Consider the following 15128-nt stretch of genomic DNA (forward strand, 5'->3'; position numbering starts at 1 on the left):
TAATCGACGCATTATGCGCCGAGGTCAACCCCGGCCGTACGGGAATTCCATGCCTATCCTATTTTCCTGCCATCAACGGGCCGAGAACGAGTCAGGGCGGACATCAACGCCAGCGGCCGCGGCCGTGATCGAATCGGCCGCGGACCGGGATGAACTACCCCCGGACCAACGTGGCCACGAGCTCCACGTGCTGGGTCATCGGGAAGGCGTCGAAGGCGCGCAGGGCGGACAGCGTCCAGCCCTGTTCGCCGAACAGGGCCAGGTCGCGGGCCAGGGTGGCCGGATCGCACGAGACGTACGCGATGCGGCGGCCGGCCAGTGTCGCGACCCGCTTGACCACGTCCGGGCCGGCGCCCGTACGGGGTGGGTCCAGGACGACCAGGTCGGCGCGGTTCAGCCGGTTCTTGCCGCGGCCGAAACTGATCTCGTCCAGGACGGTCTCGACCTCGCCGCGCTCCACCGCCACGTGGGGCATGTCCCGCAGGTTGAAGCGTGCGTCGCGGACGGACTGGGCGTCCGACTCGATGCCGACGACCAGGCCGTCGGAGCCGACGCGTTCGCCCAGGACGCCCGCGAACAGGCCCGCGCCGCAGTACAGGTCGACGGCGATCTCGCCGCGGCGGGGCTCCAGGGTGTCCACGACCGCGTCGGCCAGCGTCTGGGCGGCGCCCGGGTGGACCTGCCAGAACCCGCTGCCGCTCACCTGCCACAGCCGGCCCGCGACGTCCTCGCGGACGAACGGCGGCTTCTCCTGGTTTCGCTCGCTGACCAGCCGTACGGGCGCGTCCATGCGCGGGACGCGGGCGCGCCCTCGGGCGGACAGGACGGCCAGGCGGTCGCCCGTGCCGGCCGAGACGACCGCCTCGACGCCGGACGCGCCGGTCCAGCGCTTGCGTTCGATGCCGAGGGCCTCCACCTGCGGGTGGGCGATCAGGCACTCGTCGATCGGCTCGATCGCGTGGGAGCGGTGCCTACGGAGGCCGACCGCGCCGTCGCGGCGTATGGAGAACTGCACGCGGGTGCGCCAGCCCAGGCCGTCCGGGGCGCCCGGCACCTCCTCGACCACCACCTCGCGCGAGATGCCCGCCACCCGGCGCAGCTGCTCCTCGACCACCGCCGCCTTCAGGGCCCGCTGTGCCGGGACCGCGACGTGCTGCCAGTCGCATCCGCCGCAGCGCCCCGGCCCGGAGAACGGGCAGGGCGCCGGGACGCGGTCGGGGGAGGCCTCGAGGATCTCCACGGCGTCGGCACGCAGGAAGTTCTTGGTCTCCTGGGTGACGCGGGCGCGGACCAGCTCGCCCGGCAGGGTGTGCCGGACGAAGACGACGCGTCCCTCGTGCCGGGCCACGCATGAGCCGCCGTTGGCGACGGCGCCGATCCGGAGTTCGATCAGTTCAGACGATTCCACCGGCGGCACGTGACCCCTTCGATTCGGCGTTCTGTTCGGCGTACGGACGGCGAACGGCGCCCGGTGCGGCCGGCTCCGGACGCCCCTTGAGGCGGTCGGAGGAGGCCAGCTGCCAGGGGACGCTCGTCACCATCACACCGGGCACGAAGAGCAGGCGCGTCTTGAGCCGCAGCGCGCTCTGGTTGTGCAGCAGGTGCTCCCACCAGTGTCCCACGACATATTCGGGCAGGAACACGGTCACGACGTCGCGCGGGCTGCGCCGCCGGACGCTCTTGACGTACTCCAGGATCGGCCGCGTGATCTCCCGGTACGGCGAGTCGAGGATCTTCAGCGGCACCGGCAGCTCGTGAGCGTCCCAGGCCTCCTGCAGCTCGCCGGACTCCTCCGGGTCGACCGCGACGGTGACCGCCTCGATCGTGGAGGGGCGGGTGGCCCGCGCGTACGACAGGGCGCGCAGCGTCGGCTTGTGGATCTTGGAGACGAGGACGATGGCGTGGTTGCGGGGCGGCAGCGCGACGTCCTCGCCGGTGACGACCAGTTCGGTGGCGATCCGGTCGTAGTGGCGCCGGATGCCCCGCATCATCAGGAACAGCACCGCCATGGCCACACAGGCGATCCAGGCGCCGAGCAGGAACTTCGTGATGAGGACCACGATCAGCACGATCCCGGTGACCACGCCGCCGAAGGCGTTGATCGCGCGGGAGGTCTTCATCCGGCGGCGCTTGCTCCGGTCGGTCTCGGTGCGCAGCAGGCGGTTCCAGTGGCGGACCATGCCGGTCTGGCTGACCGTGAAGGACACGAACACGCCGACGATGTAGAGCTGGATCAGCGCGGTCACCGACGCGTCGTACGCGTAGATGAGCAGGCCCGCCAGGGTGCCGAGGATGATGATGCCGTTGCTGAACGCGAGCCGGTCGCCGCGCGTGTGCAGCTGACGGGGCAGGTAGCGGTTCTGGGCGAGCACCGAGCCGAGCACCGGGAAGCCGTTGAACGCGGTGTTGGCCGCCAGGGCGAGGATCAGGGCGGTCATCACGGTCACGTACGCGAAGCCGAGCGGGAAGTTGCTGAAGACCGTGTGGGCCACCTGGGCGACGACCGGGTCCTGGTCCGAGACGTCGCGCCCGGCCTTGTCGATCAGGTGGGTGCCGAGGTTCGGGTCGGCGAACTTGGCCTTGGTGATGTACGCGAGCGCGACGATGCCGCCGAACATCGAGGCCGCCACGGCACCGAGCAGAAGCAGCGTCGTCGCGGCGTTCTTGCCCTTCGGCCGGCGGAAGGCCGGGACCCCGTTGCTGATCGCCTCGACGCCCGTCAGGGCCGCGCAGCCGGAGGAGAACGCGCGCAGCAGCAGGAAGACGAGCGCGAACCCGCCGACGCCGACCTCGTGCCCCTTGATGGTCAGGTCGGCCGTCTCGGCGTGCAGGTGCGCGCCGAACGCCAGGCGGGTCAGGCCCCACAGCAGCATCACGAAGACGCCGAACATGAACAGATACGTGGGAATCGCGAAGGCGACGCCGGACTCGCGGATTCCCCGCAAATTCATGATCGTCAAAATCGCCACGATGGCGATCGCCGCGAGGACCTTGTGGGGCTGCAGAAAGTGGATGAGGGCGCCGAGGTTCTCCACGCCGGAGGACACCGACACCGCGACCGTCATCACGTAGTCGACGAGCAGCGCGCTCGCCACCACGATGCCGGAGTTGTTGCCGAGGTTGGTGGTGGCGACCTCGAAGTCGCCGCCGCCGCTGGTGTAGGCACGGACGTTCTGCCGGTACGACGCCACCACCGTGAGAAGGATCACCACGACGGCGCCGGCCACCCACGGAGTGAAGTGATAGGTCGCCAGGCCCGCGATACCGAGGGCGATGAGGATCTCCTGTGGCGCGTACGCCACGGAGGACAGGGCGTCGCTGGCGAAGACGGGCAGGGCGACCGTCTTGGGGAGCGTTTGCTCGTGCTGCTGGGCGCTGCGGAGCGCCCTGCCGAGCAGGAGCCTCTTGACGAGGTCGGGAGCCTTCGACACGTCGGTGATGGTAGTCGGTAACGGGACCGTGAAAACCCATCGTGGCATGGGCAAGTAAAACAGTGGAACCCACGGACGGGTTCAGGAGTTCTAACCCGCGCCCGGCCATGTGTAGGTTTCTCAGGTCAAGACGGAGCCAAGCGGACCGGACGGCGCCGGAAAGGACGACCGTGCACATCGTGATCATGGGGTGCGGGCGTGTCGGATCGACACTCGCCCACATCCTTGAGGATAAAGGCCACAGCGTGGCCATCATCGATCAGAGCCCTGAGGCGTTCCGGCGGCTGCGCGGAGGTTTCAAGGGCCGCCGTGTCAACGGTTTCGGCTTCGACCGCGACGTTCTCGTGGACGCCGGAATCGAACAGGCGTCCGCGTTCGTCGCGGTGAGCAGTGGCGACAATTCCAACATCATTTCCGCTCGCGTGGCGCGGGAGACCTTCGGCGTGGAGAACGTCGTGGCCCGCATCTACGACCCCCGCCGTGCCGAGGTGTACCAGCGGCTCGGCATCCCCACGGTGGCGACCGTGCGCTGGACCGCCGACCAGATGCTGCGCCGGCTCCTTCCCGAGGGTCCCGCGCCGCTGTGGCGCGACCCGACCGGCGAGGTCGTGCTCGCCGAGGTGCAGATCGACCCCAAGTGGGTGGGCGCGAAGGTGTCCGTGCTGGAGGACGCCGCGAAGACCCGCGTGACCTTCCTCAACCGGATGGGCGAGGCGCTGGTCCCCGATCCCGACACCGTCATCCAGGACGGCGACGTGGTCCACGTCATGGCCGCCGCGGGCGAGATGGAGCGCATCAACGACGCCGTGTCACAGCGGCCCGAGGAGAAGGCGGAGTAATGCGGGTCGCCATCGCCGGCGCCGGAGCGGTCGGCCGCTCCATCGCCCAGGAGCTCCTGGAGAACGGCCACGAGGTCCTTCTCATCGACAAGAACCCCCGTTCGATCAAGGTCGAGGCCGTCGCGCAGGCGGAGTGGCTGCTCGCCGACGCGTGCGAGATCGCCTCGCTGGACGACGCCGGGCTCGAACGCTGCCACGTCGTCGTGGCCGCGAGCGGAGACGACAAGGTCAACCTCGTGGTCTCCCTGCTGGCCAAGACGGAGTACGGCGTCCCGCGCGTGGTGGCGCGCATCAACCACCCCAAGAACGAATGGCTCTTCAACGAGTCCTGGGGCGTGGACGTCGCGGTCTCCACCCCGCGCCTGATGTCCGCGCTCGTCGAGGAGGCCGTGAGCGTCGGCGACCTCGTACGGCTGATGACGTTCCGCCAGGGCGAGGCCAACCTGGTCGAGCTGACGCTGCCCGAGGACGCTCCGCTCGTCGGCCAGCTCGTCGGCTCGGTCTCGTGGCCGCAGGACACCGCGCTGGTCGCGATCCTTCGCGAGGGCCGGGTGCTGGTGCCCAGCCCCGACGACACGCTGGAGGGCGGCGACGAGCTGATGTTCGTCGCCAACCAGGACGTCGAGGACGAGCTGGGGGACCTGCTCTCCGCCCGCTGACCCGACTCGCCGCGTGAGGGCGGCCCGCCGAGGTGCGGGCCGCCCTCGCGCGTCTCCGGGCCGAAGCGGTTACACTCCGTAGTCACTCCAGTACGACGAGGTATGCGTTTTGGAGACGACTATGCGAATCATTCTCGTGGTTTTGGTCCTGGCGCTCGGAGCGTGTTCTTCGGGTGGCCATTCGGCGGGTGGATCGAAAGGCCATTCTTTGTCACCGCTGCCCGCGCCGGTGGCGACGGGTCCGGCATTCGGTTCGCCGCGTGCCACGGCGCCGGTCACGACACCGCCGCCGGATGACGAACCCGGTGAGGACGCGCCGGAACACTCGGGGCCGCACAAGGTGACGTTCGCCATCCGGGGCAACGGGCGAGCGTCCGTCTCGTTCACCGCACCGGACGGACGTCACCGTCGCATGGTGGTGTCGCCGCCCTGGAGCAGGACCTTCACCGTCAATGACGGCCAGAAGGTCGACGTGAACGCCCACGGCACGGGTTCCGGCGAGCTGACCTGCACGCTCAGCGTCGACGGCGAACTGGTCAAGAGCGCCACCAGCTCCGGTGGCTCCTCGACCGTCGACTGCGGGGACAGCCTCGGGTTCTGAGGTCGTTCAGGCGGACGGCCGCGTGTCCCCGGCCGCGCGGGCGAGGTCGGGCCGGTGGCTGTGGGGGGCCAGGTAGGCGGAGACGGCGACGAGGACCGTCGTGATCGCGGCCGCCACTTCGGCGGGAATGTCGACGCCGGCCAGCCGCAGGACCCACACGAGGATCGTCACGATGGCGCCGGCGAGTGTGGCCGCGGTGACCTTTTTCTCGGGCACTGGTCTCTTCCTTTTGGTCGAAAGGCCGTCAAAGGAAACTATCGCCGAGTGCCGTGGTCGTTACGGGCCTTCGTTGTGCGGGCGGGTTTTTACCATCACTGTTTGTGACGACACGCCGACGCGCTGCTATGAGTTCGCCTCCTCGGACGGCTAAAACGGGGCGTTGACAACAGCGTCTGAGCAGGTCACGGGGGACACGAATGATCGACATTTCTGGCCGCGCCGTGCGTGCCGGAATGCGGAGTATCACCGCGGTGGCAGCGGCGTCATGTTTCGCCGTCATGCCGCAGGTGACGACCAGCGCGTCCGCGCACACCGGCGGCAAGGCCGGCAGAGCGCACGACCGTACGACTCCGCACCGGGACCACGACGGCCACGAGGGGCGCGACGCGCGCGACCGCGAACGCGGGCGTGCCGACGTCGTGGTCGACACCAAGGGGCCGCGCGGGGCGATCGTCCCGGGCAGGACCTACAACTGGCCGTTCGAGGTGACCAACCGGGGCACCATCCCGGCGCGGGACGTCGCCCTGCGGACCACGCCGGACAAGAACCTCAAGGTGCTGGCCGCGCCGCCGAAGTGCCGCTGGCGCGAGGCCGGTCCGCTCGTCTGCCACATCGGTCTGCTCCCGCAGGGAAAGACCCGGCACGGCGTCATCACCGCCACGGTCGTCCCGCCCGCACGCACCGGCGGCAAGGCACAGCGGGAGCCCGTCCGGCTGCGTAACCCCATCCAGGTGTCGTGGCACAACGCGCCGGCGCCGGAGCGGCGGCTCGCCGCCTTCCCGCCGGTGGACGTCTCACCGGACGGCTCGGACACCGGCGCGGCGGCGACGGACAAGCTTCCGTACCCGCTCATGGTGACCGAGCACGGCCCGGGGACCGCCGAGTCCGTCGTCGTACGGAGCCCGATCGGGGCGCCCGCCGCCGACGGCCCGTGCTCGCTCGGCGCGCTGCCGGACAAGGCCGCCGGTAAGACCACCGCGGTCAAGCCGGAGTTCGGCTCCTGCGCCGCCAAGCAGGACGATCCCACGGCGTGCGGGTGCGGCGCGGTCGCGCAGGAGCGCCCGTCCTCGGACCTGCCGACGGAGAACGCGGTCATCCCGAGCCGTCCTTCCACGTCCGGCGTCCCGGTCTCGGCGCCGTGCGGCGCGGTGGCGAGCCGTCCGTACGTCGTCACGAACCGCCCGGCGACCTCGTGCGCCGGTGCGCAGGACCGGCCCGAGGCCGGGGTGGGCACCTCCGTGCAGGCGCCGTCCGTGGCCGACGAGCCGGCGACGACGCCGTGCGGCGCCGCGGCGGCCAAGCCGGTCGTGGTGCCCGAGCGTCCGGCGAAGGTCCCGCCGTGCGCCCTGGGCGAGCAGGCCGGGCAGGGCACGCCCGCCGCCGCGCCGTCCGCGTCCACCGCGGACAAGCCGGCCGCCGACAAGGCACAGGACAGGCCGGTCACCACGCCGTGCGGCGCGGCGGCCGACCGTCCGGTCATCCTGCCCGCCCGCCCGGTGATCGTGCCGGAGAGCCCGGCGGCGGTTCCGCCGTGCGCCGCCGGCAAGCCGGCCGCGGCGCCGTCGGCGCCGACCACGTCGGCCGTCGACCAGCACGCCGACAAGCCGGCCACGGACAAGTCCGCTCCGGCCACCGACACGTCCACTCCGGTCGCGGACAAGGGCGACAAGGCCACGGACAAGGCCGCCGGCAAGAACGACGCGCCCGTCACCACGCCGTGCGGCGCCGCGGCGTCCCGGCCGGTGGACGTTCCCGGACAGCCGGTCGTCGTGCCGAACATGCCGGCGATCCCGCCGTGCGCGCAGAAGTGGCCGAGTTCCTGCGGCTGCCTGCACTCCGCCGACGTCCCGGCGGCGCCCGCCGCCGAGCCCGTGGTCCCGGAGACGCCGGCCGCCGGTCCGGCGCAGTCCGACACCGCACCGTGCGCCGCGGCGGACAAGCCGATGGCGGGCAAGACCGTTTCCGACCTGCCCGCAGGCCCGTCCTGCGCGCAGGAGACACCGGCCGCCGTGCACGAGGAGCCGGGCACCACGCCCGAGACCATCGCGCCGATGACGCCGCTGACCGGTCCGGGCAAGGCCGCGCACCACCCGCTGGGCCGGCCGCACCACCCGCTCGCCCGGCCGCATCACCACCCGCTGAGCTCGGGCCGTGCCCGCCGTGACTGCGTGCGGCAGGGCGCCGGGTTCGTCTGCCCGCTCGGCGCCGGGCCGCACCACCCGCAGGTGCACAACCTCGGGGCGCCCGGCCACCCGCACGGGCTCCACTGCGGTGGCGCCGGGAGTGCCGCCTGCCACGTCCGGGCCGCGCGGCCGGTGCCGGTGCGGGAGGCCCCGGGCCGTGCGCTGCCGACCACCGGTAGCTCCTCGGCGCTGTTCGCCCTGACGGGCCTCGGCCTCGCAGGCGCCGGCGTGGTGCTGTACCGGCTCAGCCGGACGCGCCGCGAAGACGGCTGAAAGACGCCCGGGAACCCTCGCCCGTCAGTGAGTGAGGGTTCCCGGGCGGCCGTACGGGACCGCCCGGAACCTCGCACACCGAGGGTCCGGGCGGTCTCGCGTCCACGGGACGCGGACCCGGTGGTGCGGGCCGAGGCAGCGGGGGAGCAGGATGGGGACCATGCTTTTGCGGATCTTCACCGAGCCCCAGCAGGGCGCCGGATACGAAACCCTGCTCCGCGTCGCCAAGGCCACCGAAGAGTGCGGCTTCGACGCGTTCTTCCGCTCCGACCACTACCTGAAGATGGGGGACGTCAGCGGGCTGCCGGGTCCGTCGGACGCCTGGATCACCCTGGCCGGCCTGGCCAGGGAGACCCGGCGCGTCCGGCTGGGGACCCTGGTGACCGCCGCGACGTTCCGGCTCCCGGGCCCGCTCGCCATCTCCGTGGCGAACGTCGACGACATGAGCGGAGGGCGCGTCGAGCTGGGTCTGGGCACCGGCTGGTTCGACAGCGAGCACACGGCGTACGGGATCCCGTTCCCCGGCCTGGCCGAGCGGTTCGACCGTCTCGAGGAGCAGCTGGCGATCGTCACGGGCCTGTGGGAGACGCCCGAAGACCAGACGTTCGACTACCAGGGCACGTACTACCAGGTGACCGACTCCCCGGCCCTGCCGAAGCCGGCCCAGCGGCCGCGACCGCCGATCATCATCGGCGGGGTGGGCGCCAAGCGCACGCCCCGCCTCGCCGCGCGCTACGCCGACGAGTACAACGTGCCGTTCCACTCGATCGCCGACACCGGCGCGGCGTACGAGCGGGTGCGCGCCGCCGCCGAGAGCGGCGGACGGGAGCGCGGGCCGATCGTCCTGTCGGCCGCGCAGGTCGTCTGCTGCGGGCGTGACGAGGCCGAGCTTCGCCGGCGCGCCGACGCGATCGGCCGTTCGCTCGACGACCTGCGGGAGAACGGCCTGGCCGGCACCCCGGCCGAGATCGTCGACAAGATCGGCCGGTACGGCGAGCTCGGCGCCGAGCGGATCTACCTCCAGACCCTGGACCTGGAGGACCTGGACCACCTCGAGCTCCTCGCGAGCGACGTCCTTCCCCAGGTCTGACCGCCGCGACCGCGCCGGGGCAGGTGTCCCCGGCGCGGTCATGGGAACATCGTTCGCCACGGGCACGCCGTTCGGGAAGGGAAGTGTGCCATGACCGGGACGACCGAGATCCCACCTCCGCCGTGGCGGCGTCCCCAGAAGCCCGCGCGTCAGCGCCGGCCCCTCAGCCAGGAGCTCATCGTCGACACGGCGATGCGGATCCTCGACGCCGAGGGTCTCGACGCGCTGAGCATGCGCCGGGTGGCGATGGAGCTCCAGACCGGCCCGGCGTCCCTGTACGCGCACGTCGCGAACAAGGACGAGCTGCTGGAGCTGATGATCGACCGGATCACCGGCGAGCTGGACGTGCCGGCCCCCGACCCGGACCGCTGGCAGGAACAGGTCGTCGAGGCGGGAATGGCGGCCCACCGGGTCTGGACCCGGCACCCCGGCATCGCCCGCGCCGCGCTCGCCAACATTCCCCTCGGCCCCAACGCCCTGCACTACACGGAGGCGATCCTCGCCCTCCTGCGCGCCGGGGGCGTGCCGGACGAGCGGGCGGGCATGTTCGTCGACCGGCTGTCGCTCTACATCCTCGCGGACGCCGTCGAGGACTCCCTGCACCGCGAACGCCGTACGGAGGAGGAGACGCGGCAGTACTACGAGCAGGTCCGCGACTACTTCCACAGCCTGCCGGCCGACCGCTTCCCGGTCATCACCTCGATGGTGGGCGCGCTCGTCGACGGCGGCGGCGACGAACGCCTGCGGTACGGCCTGGAGCTCCTGGTCCGCGGCCTCGCCTCGTACGCGACCGGCCGGCGGGCTCCGGCCGACCGACCTGATTAATTCGATAGGTCCCTGTTCGCCGGGTCCGCGACACTGTCCGGTGTGCTTCTGACGATCACCACGACCGCGCGTCCGGCGACCGACCTCGGCTACCTCCTGGTCAAGCATCCCGGCCGGGTGCAGGCGTTCGAGCAGTCGTTCGGCACCGCTCACGTCTTCTACCCCGAGGCGGACGAGGACCGCTGCACGGCGGCGCTGCTGCTCGACGTCGACCCCATCAAACTGGCCCGCACCCGGCGGACGCCGGACCTGTCCCTCGGCCAGTACGTCAACGACCGGCCGTACGCCGCGTCGTCCCTGCTCGCGTCGGCGATGGCGAACGTCTTCCGCACGGCCATGCGCGGCCAGAGCCGGGAGCGCCCGGAGCTGGCCGGCACCCCGATCCCGCTGCGGATCACGCTGCCCGCGCTGCCGTGCCGGGGCGGACCCGAGCTGGCCGCGAGCCTGTTCGCGCCGCTCGGCTGGCAGGTGGAGGCGTGCCCGGTCCCGCTCGACGAGGGGTTCCCCGAGTGGGGCGACTCGCGGTACGTCACCCTCACGATCGAGGGCGAGTCCACGCTCGCGGCCGCACTGAACCAGCTCTACGTCCTGCTGCCGGTCCTGGACGACTCCAAGCACTACTGGGTGGCCGCGGACGAGGTCGACAAGCTCGTACGCGCGGGCGAGGGCTGGCTCGCGGCGCACCCCGCACGGGCCTGGATCACCCGCCGCTACCTCGCGAACCGCCACCGCCTGGTCCGTACGGCCCTGGCCCGGCTCGCCGACGCCGACGACGCGCCCGACGACGCGCTCGACCGCCACCCCATCGACGAGGAGCCGCCGGTCGCCGACCCGACGGCCGCCGAGCCCGGGTCCGCCGAGCCGGCCGAGGACGTCGCCGCGCCGCCGGTGCCGCTCGCCGAACGCCGCGTCCAGGCCGTGCTCGACGCGCTGCGCGCCGAGCACGCCGCCACGGTCATCGACCTCGGCTGCGGGTCGGGCCGGCTGCTGTCCCGGCTGCTGCAGGAACCGTTCTTCGAGTTCGTGGCCGGCACCGACGTGTCCGCCCGCGCGATCGAGGCGGCCCAGCGGAGGCTGGCGCCGGGGCTGCTCCCGCGCGCCCAGGCGGACCGCCTCAACCTGTTCACGGCCGCGCTGACCTACGCGGACCAGCGTTTCCACGGGTACGACGCCGCGGTGCTGATGGAGGTCATCGAGCACGTGGACCCGCCCCGGCTCCCGGCCGTCGAACGCGTCGTCTTCGGCGACGCCGCGCCGCGCGTCGTGGTCGTGACCACGCCGAACGCCGAGTACAACGTGCGCTACGAGAACCTCACCGGCTTCCGCCACCCGGACCACCGCTTCGAGTGGACGCGCGCGGAGTTCGACGCGTGGACCGCGCGGGTGGCCGGGACGTACGGCTACCGGGTCCGCCACGTACCCGTCGGCGACGACGACCCGTCCGTCGGCGCGCCGACCCAGATGGGGGTGTTTATCCGATGACGGAGATCAGGCTTCCGGAGATGGGGCTCGTCGTCCTGGTCGGGGTGTCCGGCGCGGGCAAGTCCCACTTCGCGCGGCGGCACTTCGCCCCGACGCAGGTGGTCTCCTCCGACCACTGCCGGGCCCTCGTGTCCGACGACGAGAACGACCAGTCGGCCACCGCCGACGCCTTCGAGCTGCTGCACCACATCGTCCGCACGCGGCTGCGGCGCGGCCTGCTGACCGTGGTCGACGCGACCAACGTGCAGCCGGGACCGCGCGCCCAGCTCGTCCGGATCGCCAAGGAGCAGGACGTCCTGTCCGTCGCGATCGTGCTCGACGTGCCCGAGTCGGTGGCGAAGGCGCGCAACGCCGCCCGTACCGACCGCGACCTGCCCGAGCACGTCGTGCCCCGGCAGCGCCGCGAGCTGCGGCGCGGCATGCGCGACCTGCACCGCGCCTTCCGGCGCGCGTACGTGCTGACGGGCGAGGAGATCGACGAGGCGACCGTCACGTACGAGCGGAGCTGGTCGGACAAGCGCGAGCTGACCGGTCCGTTCGACCTGATCGGCGACGTGCACGGCTGCCGGGCCGAGCTGGAGGAGCTGCTCACGAGGCTCGGCTACGTCATCGAACGCGACGCCCTCGGCCGTGCCGCCGGCGCCGCGCACCCGGACGGCCGTACCGCCCTGCTGCTCGGCGACCTCGTCGACCGCGGCCCGGACACCCCCGGCGTGCTCCGCCTGGCCATGGGCATGGTGAACGCGGGCACCGCTCTGTGCGTCCCCGGCAACCACGAGAACAAGCTCGTCCGCGCGCTGCGAGGCCGCCGCGTCACGGTCGCCCACGGGCTCGCCGAGTCGCTGGAGCAGCTCGCGGCCGAGCCGGAGGAGTTCCGCGCCGAGGCACTGTCCTTCATGGACGGGCTGGTCAGCCACCTCGTCCTCGACGGCGGGCGTCTCGTGGCCGCGCACGCCGGGCTGAAGGAGGAGTACCACGGCCGCGCGTCGGGCCGCGTGCGCTCCTTCGCCCTGTACGGCGAGACCACCGGCGAGACGGACGAGTACGGGCTGCCGGTGCGCTATGCCTGGGCGAACGACTACCGGGGCAGTGCGATGGTCGTCTACGGGCACACGCCGGTCGTCGAGCCGGAGTGGGTCAACAACACGCTGTGCCTCGACACCGGCTGCGTCTTCGGCGGCCGGCTCACCGCGCTGCGCTACCCGGAGAAGGAGATCGTCTCGGTCCCGGCGCACCAGGTCTGGTACGCGCCGGTCCGCCCGCTGGAGGCCGAGCCGCCGGCGTCGCGCGGCGGGCACCGCGAGTCGGGCGTCCTGCGGATCGAGGACGTCGAGGAGGCCGTCGAGACCCGGCTGATGGGCCGGGTCAACCTGCGCGCGGAGAACGTCTGGCCGGCGCTGGAGGCGATGAGCCGCTTCGCGGTGGACCCGCGCTGGCTGGTGTACCTGCCGCCCACGATGGCGCCCGCCGACACCTCGTCGCTGGAGGACCACCTGGAGCACCCGGCGGAGGCGTTCGCGGCGTACCGCAAGCAGGGCGTCGGCCAGGTCGTGTGCGAGGAGAAGCACATGGGGTCGCGTGCCGTCGTGGTCGTGACCCGGGACGCCGGCGTCGCCGCGGCGAGGTTCGGCGTGGACGACGGCACGACCGGCGCGGTCTACACCCGGACCGGGCGGCCGTTCTTCCCCGACCCGGAGCGGACCGAGACGTTCCTCGCGCGGGTGCGCGCGGCCGCCGGGTCCCTGTTCGAGGAGCTGGAGACCGGCTGGCTCGTGCTGGACTGCGAGCTGATGCCGTGGTCGGCCAAGGCGGTGGAACTGCTGCGCCGGCAGTACGCCGCCACCGGCGCGGCGGCGCGTGCCGCCCTGCCGGCCGCCGCGGACGCCCTGGCCCGCGCCGAGGCGCGCGGCCTCGACGTCGGCGGCCTGCGCGGCCGGATCGAGCGCCGGGAGGCGAACGCCGCGCTGTTCCGCGACGCGTACGCCCGCTACTGCTGGCCGGTGGAGGGGCTGACGGGGCTGCGGCTGGCCCCGTTCCAGGTGCTGGCGGGGGAGGGCGCCTCCTACGCCACGCGCGACCACCGGTGGCACCTGGAGGCCGCCGACCGGCTCGCCGTCGCCGACGACCTGATCGTCTCCACGCGGTCACGCGTCGTCGACCTGACCGGCGACGACGAGGCCGAGGCGGTCGGCTGGTGGCGGGACCTGACCGCGGCCGGCGGCGAGGGCATGGTGGTCAAGCCGCTGGGCCCGGCCCCGGAGGGGCGGCTCGTACAGCCGGGCCTGAAGTGCCGCGGGCGGGAGTACCTGCGGATCATCTACGGTCCCGACTACACCGAGCCGGAGCACCTCGAACGGCTGCGGCAGCGGTCCCTCGGCCGCAAGCGGTCGCTCGCGATGCGGGAGTACGCCCTAGGCCTGGAGTCCCTGGACCGCCTGGCCGCCGGCGAACCGCTGTGGCGCGTCCACCAGGCCGTCTTCGGCGTACTGGCCCTGGAGTCCGAGCCCGTGGACCCGCGGCTGTGAACGGGAACTGGTCACCGCCCATCCCCACGGGCGCCGACGCCGTCTCCGCCTGGCGCGAACTCGACCGTCAGACCCGGCGCGACCTGCTGCGGGGGACCGGTCCGCACGCCGATCCGGTCGTCGCGTGCGTCGCGGTCGGGTACGCGCGGACCATGCTCGGCGGACGCCGGCGCGCGCGCCGGCTGCGCCGCTCGTTCGTCTTCGCCCTGGCCGCCATCGCGTCGATGATCGCGGGGGCCTACCTCACCGCCCTGCTGCACCGGCCGGGGGTGGCCTCGGCCGTCCCCGTCGTCATCCTCGTGGCGGGGAGCGTCTGGTTCGTCCTCGGTACGACACGGCTCCGGCTGAGGCTCATCCGGATGGAGAACGTCAACGCGCCGGCGCTGCTCGCCGGTGAGGTGCCGGCACCGTGGACCGCGCCGTCCCCGGTCCAGGGAAGGCCGCTGACCATCGCCCATGACAGGCGGGCGACGTCGCTCGGGTACGCGCGGGCGTTCGCCGTGACCGGGGCCTGCGCGGTGGTCACACCCTTCCTGCTGGGCTGGTTCGCCGCGCCCTTCCTGGTGCTGTGCGCGGTGTTGTGGCCGCTCATGGCCTACAACCTGATCCGCTGGGTGCTGCCACGACGGCCGGTGCTCGTACTGGACGGCGGCGGGGTGCGCTTCGGCACCGGAGTCGGCCTGCCCTGGTCCGCCATCACCGAGATCCGCGTCCATCCGCTCCGTACCGGGAACCGCCCGAACCCGCGGCACCGCGTCATCGCCTTCGTCTGCGCCGACCCCCGGATACCGCTGGCGAGCCTGAAGGGGTTCCGGCGGGGCAACGCCCGGCGGTCGCTGACGTACTACGGCTCACCGCTCGCGGTGGCGAGCCGCAACCTGGACCACACGACGGAGGAGATCGTGGCGGCGGCCGTGGCCCTTCATCCGGTTCCGGTGCGCCGGTTCGCGCCGTCGTAGCGGGCCGGCGGATGTCGGCCAGGTGTCATCTCGGCGACTTCC

The 15128-nt window shown here is 72.5% G+C and carries 12 protein-coding genes; 9 read left to right on the forward strand and 3 right to left on the reverse strand.

All coding sequences use genetic code 11. The features are described 5' to 3' along the window. Positions 1–154: 154 nt before the first annotated feature. Both QSK37_RS31960 and QSK37_RS31965 read right to left on the reverse strand, forming a co-directional pair. A complete protein-coding gene (locus QSK37_RS31960; RefSeq protein ID WP_285628716.1) occupies positions 155–1408 on the reverse strand; it encodes a class I SAM-dependent RNA methyltransferase in 1254 nt (417 codons plus the stop codon). Further along, positions 1395–3431 carry an APC family permease gene (locus tag QSK37_RS31965; RefSeq protein WP_285628719.1) on the reverse strand — a complete coding sequence of 679 codons (2037 nt, stop codon included), beginning with the start codon at positions 3429–3431 and terminating at the stop codon, positions 1395–1397. The genes QSK37_RS31960 and QSK37_RS31965 overlap by 14 nt, the downstream gene beginning before the upstream one ends. A gap of 170 nt (positions 3432–3601) precedes the next feature. Here QSK37_RS31965 and QSK37_RS31970 point away from each other — a divergent pair, with 170 nt between their 5' ends. The 3 genes from QSK37_RS31970 (at position 3602) to QSK37_RS31980 (ending at position 5530) form a co-directional block, all read left to right on the forward strand. Then, entirely contained in the window at positions 3602–4270 is a 669-nt protein-coding gene (locus QSK37_RS31970) for a potassium channel family protein (protein WP_285581729.1), read from the forward strand. Then, a complete protein-coding gene (locus tag QSK37_RS31975) occupies positions 4270–4929 on the forward strand; it encodes a potassium channel family protein (protein WP_285628722.1) in 660 nt (219 codons plus the stop codon). The genes QSK37_RS31970 and QSK37_RS31975 overlap by 1 nt, the downstream gene beginning before the upstream one ends. Positions 4930–5137: 208 nt before the next feature. Beyond that, on the forward strand, positions 5138–5530 hold the full coding sequence (locus QSK37_RS31980) for a hypothetical protein (protein WP_285628725.1): 393 nt from the start codon (positions 5138–5140) through the stop codon (positions 5528–5530). A gap of 6 nt (positions 5531–5536) precedes the next feature. On the opposite strand, the gene QSK37_RS31985 is transcribed toward QSK37_RS31980, so the two are convergent. After that, positions 5537–5746, reverse strand: a complete 210-nt coding sequence (locus QSK37_RS31985) for a hypothetical protein (protein ID WP_285628728.1) — start codon at positions 5744–5746, stop codon at positions 5537–5539. 281 nt (positions 5747–6027) lie between these two features. On the opposite strand from QSK37_RS31985, the gene QSK37_RS31990 reads away from it, so the two are divergent. The 6 genes from QSK37_RS31990 (at position 6028) to QSK37_RS32015 (ending at position 15086) form a co-directional block, all read left to right on the forward strand. Continuing rightward, the gene (locus QSK37_RS31990; RefSeq protein WP_285628731.1) at positions 6028–8205 is read left to right on the forward strand and encodes a COG1361 family protein; all 2178 of its coding nucleotides are present in this window, start codon (positions 6028–6030) and stop codon (positions 8203–8205) included. Positions 8206–8365: 160 nt separating this feature from the next. Continuing rightward, positions 8366–9295 carry an LLM class F420-dependent oxidoreductase gene (locus tag QSK37_RS31995; RefSeq protein WP_285628734.1) on the forward strand — a complete coding sequence of 310 codons (930 nt, stop codon included), beginning with the start codon at positions 8366–8368 and terminating at the stop codon, positions 9293–9295. Positions 9296–9385: 90 nt separating this feature from the next. Beyond that, a complete protein-coding gene (locus QSK37_RS32000; protein WP_285628737.1) occupies positions 9386–10120 on the forward strand; it encodes a TetR/AcrR family transcriptional regulator in 735 nt (244 codons plus the stop codon). Between the two features lie 42 nt (positions 10121–10162). Then, positions 10163–11602 carry a 3' terminal RNA ribose 2'-O-methyltransferase Hen1 gene (locus tag QSK37_RS32005; protein ID WP_285628740.1) on the forward strand — a complete coding sequence of 480 codons (1440 nt, stop codon included), beginning with the start codon at positions 10163–10165 and terminating at the stop codon, positions 11600–11602. Next, on the forward strand, positions 11599–14127 hold the full coding sequence (locus QSK37_RS32010; RefSeq protein WP_285628743.1) for a polynucleotide kinase-phosphatase: 2529 nt from the start codon (positions 11599–11601) through the stop codon (positions 14125–14127). Before QSK37_RS32005 ends, QSK37_RS32010 begins: the two co-directional genes overlap by 4 nt. Then, complete coding sequence (locus QSK37_RS32015; protein WP_285628746.1) at positions 14124–15086, forward strand: hypothetical protein; 963 nt, start codon at positions 14124–14126, stop codon at positions 15084–15086. The genes QSK37_RS32010 and QSK37_RS32015 overlap by 4 nt, the downstream gene beginning before the upstream one ends. Positions 15087–15128 lie beyond the last annotated feature (42 nt).

The organism is Actinoallomurus iriomotensis, assembly GCF_030269445.1.
In the GTDB taxonomy this organism is placed as follows: domain Bacteria; phylum Actinomycetota; class Actinomycetes; order Streptosporangiales; family Streptosporangiaceae; genus Actinoallomurus; species Actinoallomurus iriomotensis.

Coding starts and splice junctions, on each gene's coding strand:
- QSK37_RS31995 (WP_285628734.1), top strand. CDS start 8,366: ATGCTTTTGCGGATCTTCACCGAGCCCCAGCAGGGCGCCGGATACGAA.
- QSK37_RS31975 (WP_285628722.1), top strand. CDS start 4,270: ATGCGGGTCGCCATCGCCGGCGCCGGAGCGGTCGGCCGCTCCATCGCC.
- QSK37_RS32000 (WP_285628737.1), top strand. CDS start 9,386: ATGACCGGGACGACCGAGATCCCACCTCCGCCGTGGCGGCGTCCCCAG.
- QSK37_RS31990 (WP_285628731.1), top strand. CDS start 6,028: ATGCCGCAGGTGACGACCAGCGCGTCCGCGCACACCGGCGGCAAGGCC.
- QSK37_RS32010 (WP_285628743.1), top strand. CDS start 11,599: ATGACGGAGATCAGGCTTCCGGAGATGGGGCTCGTCGTCCTGGTCGGG.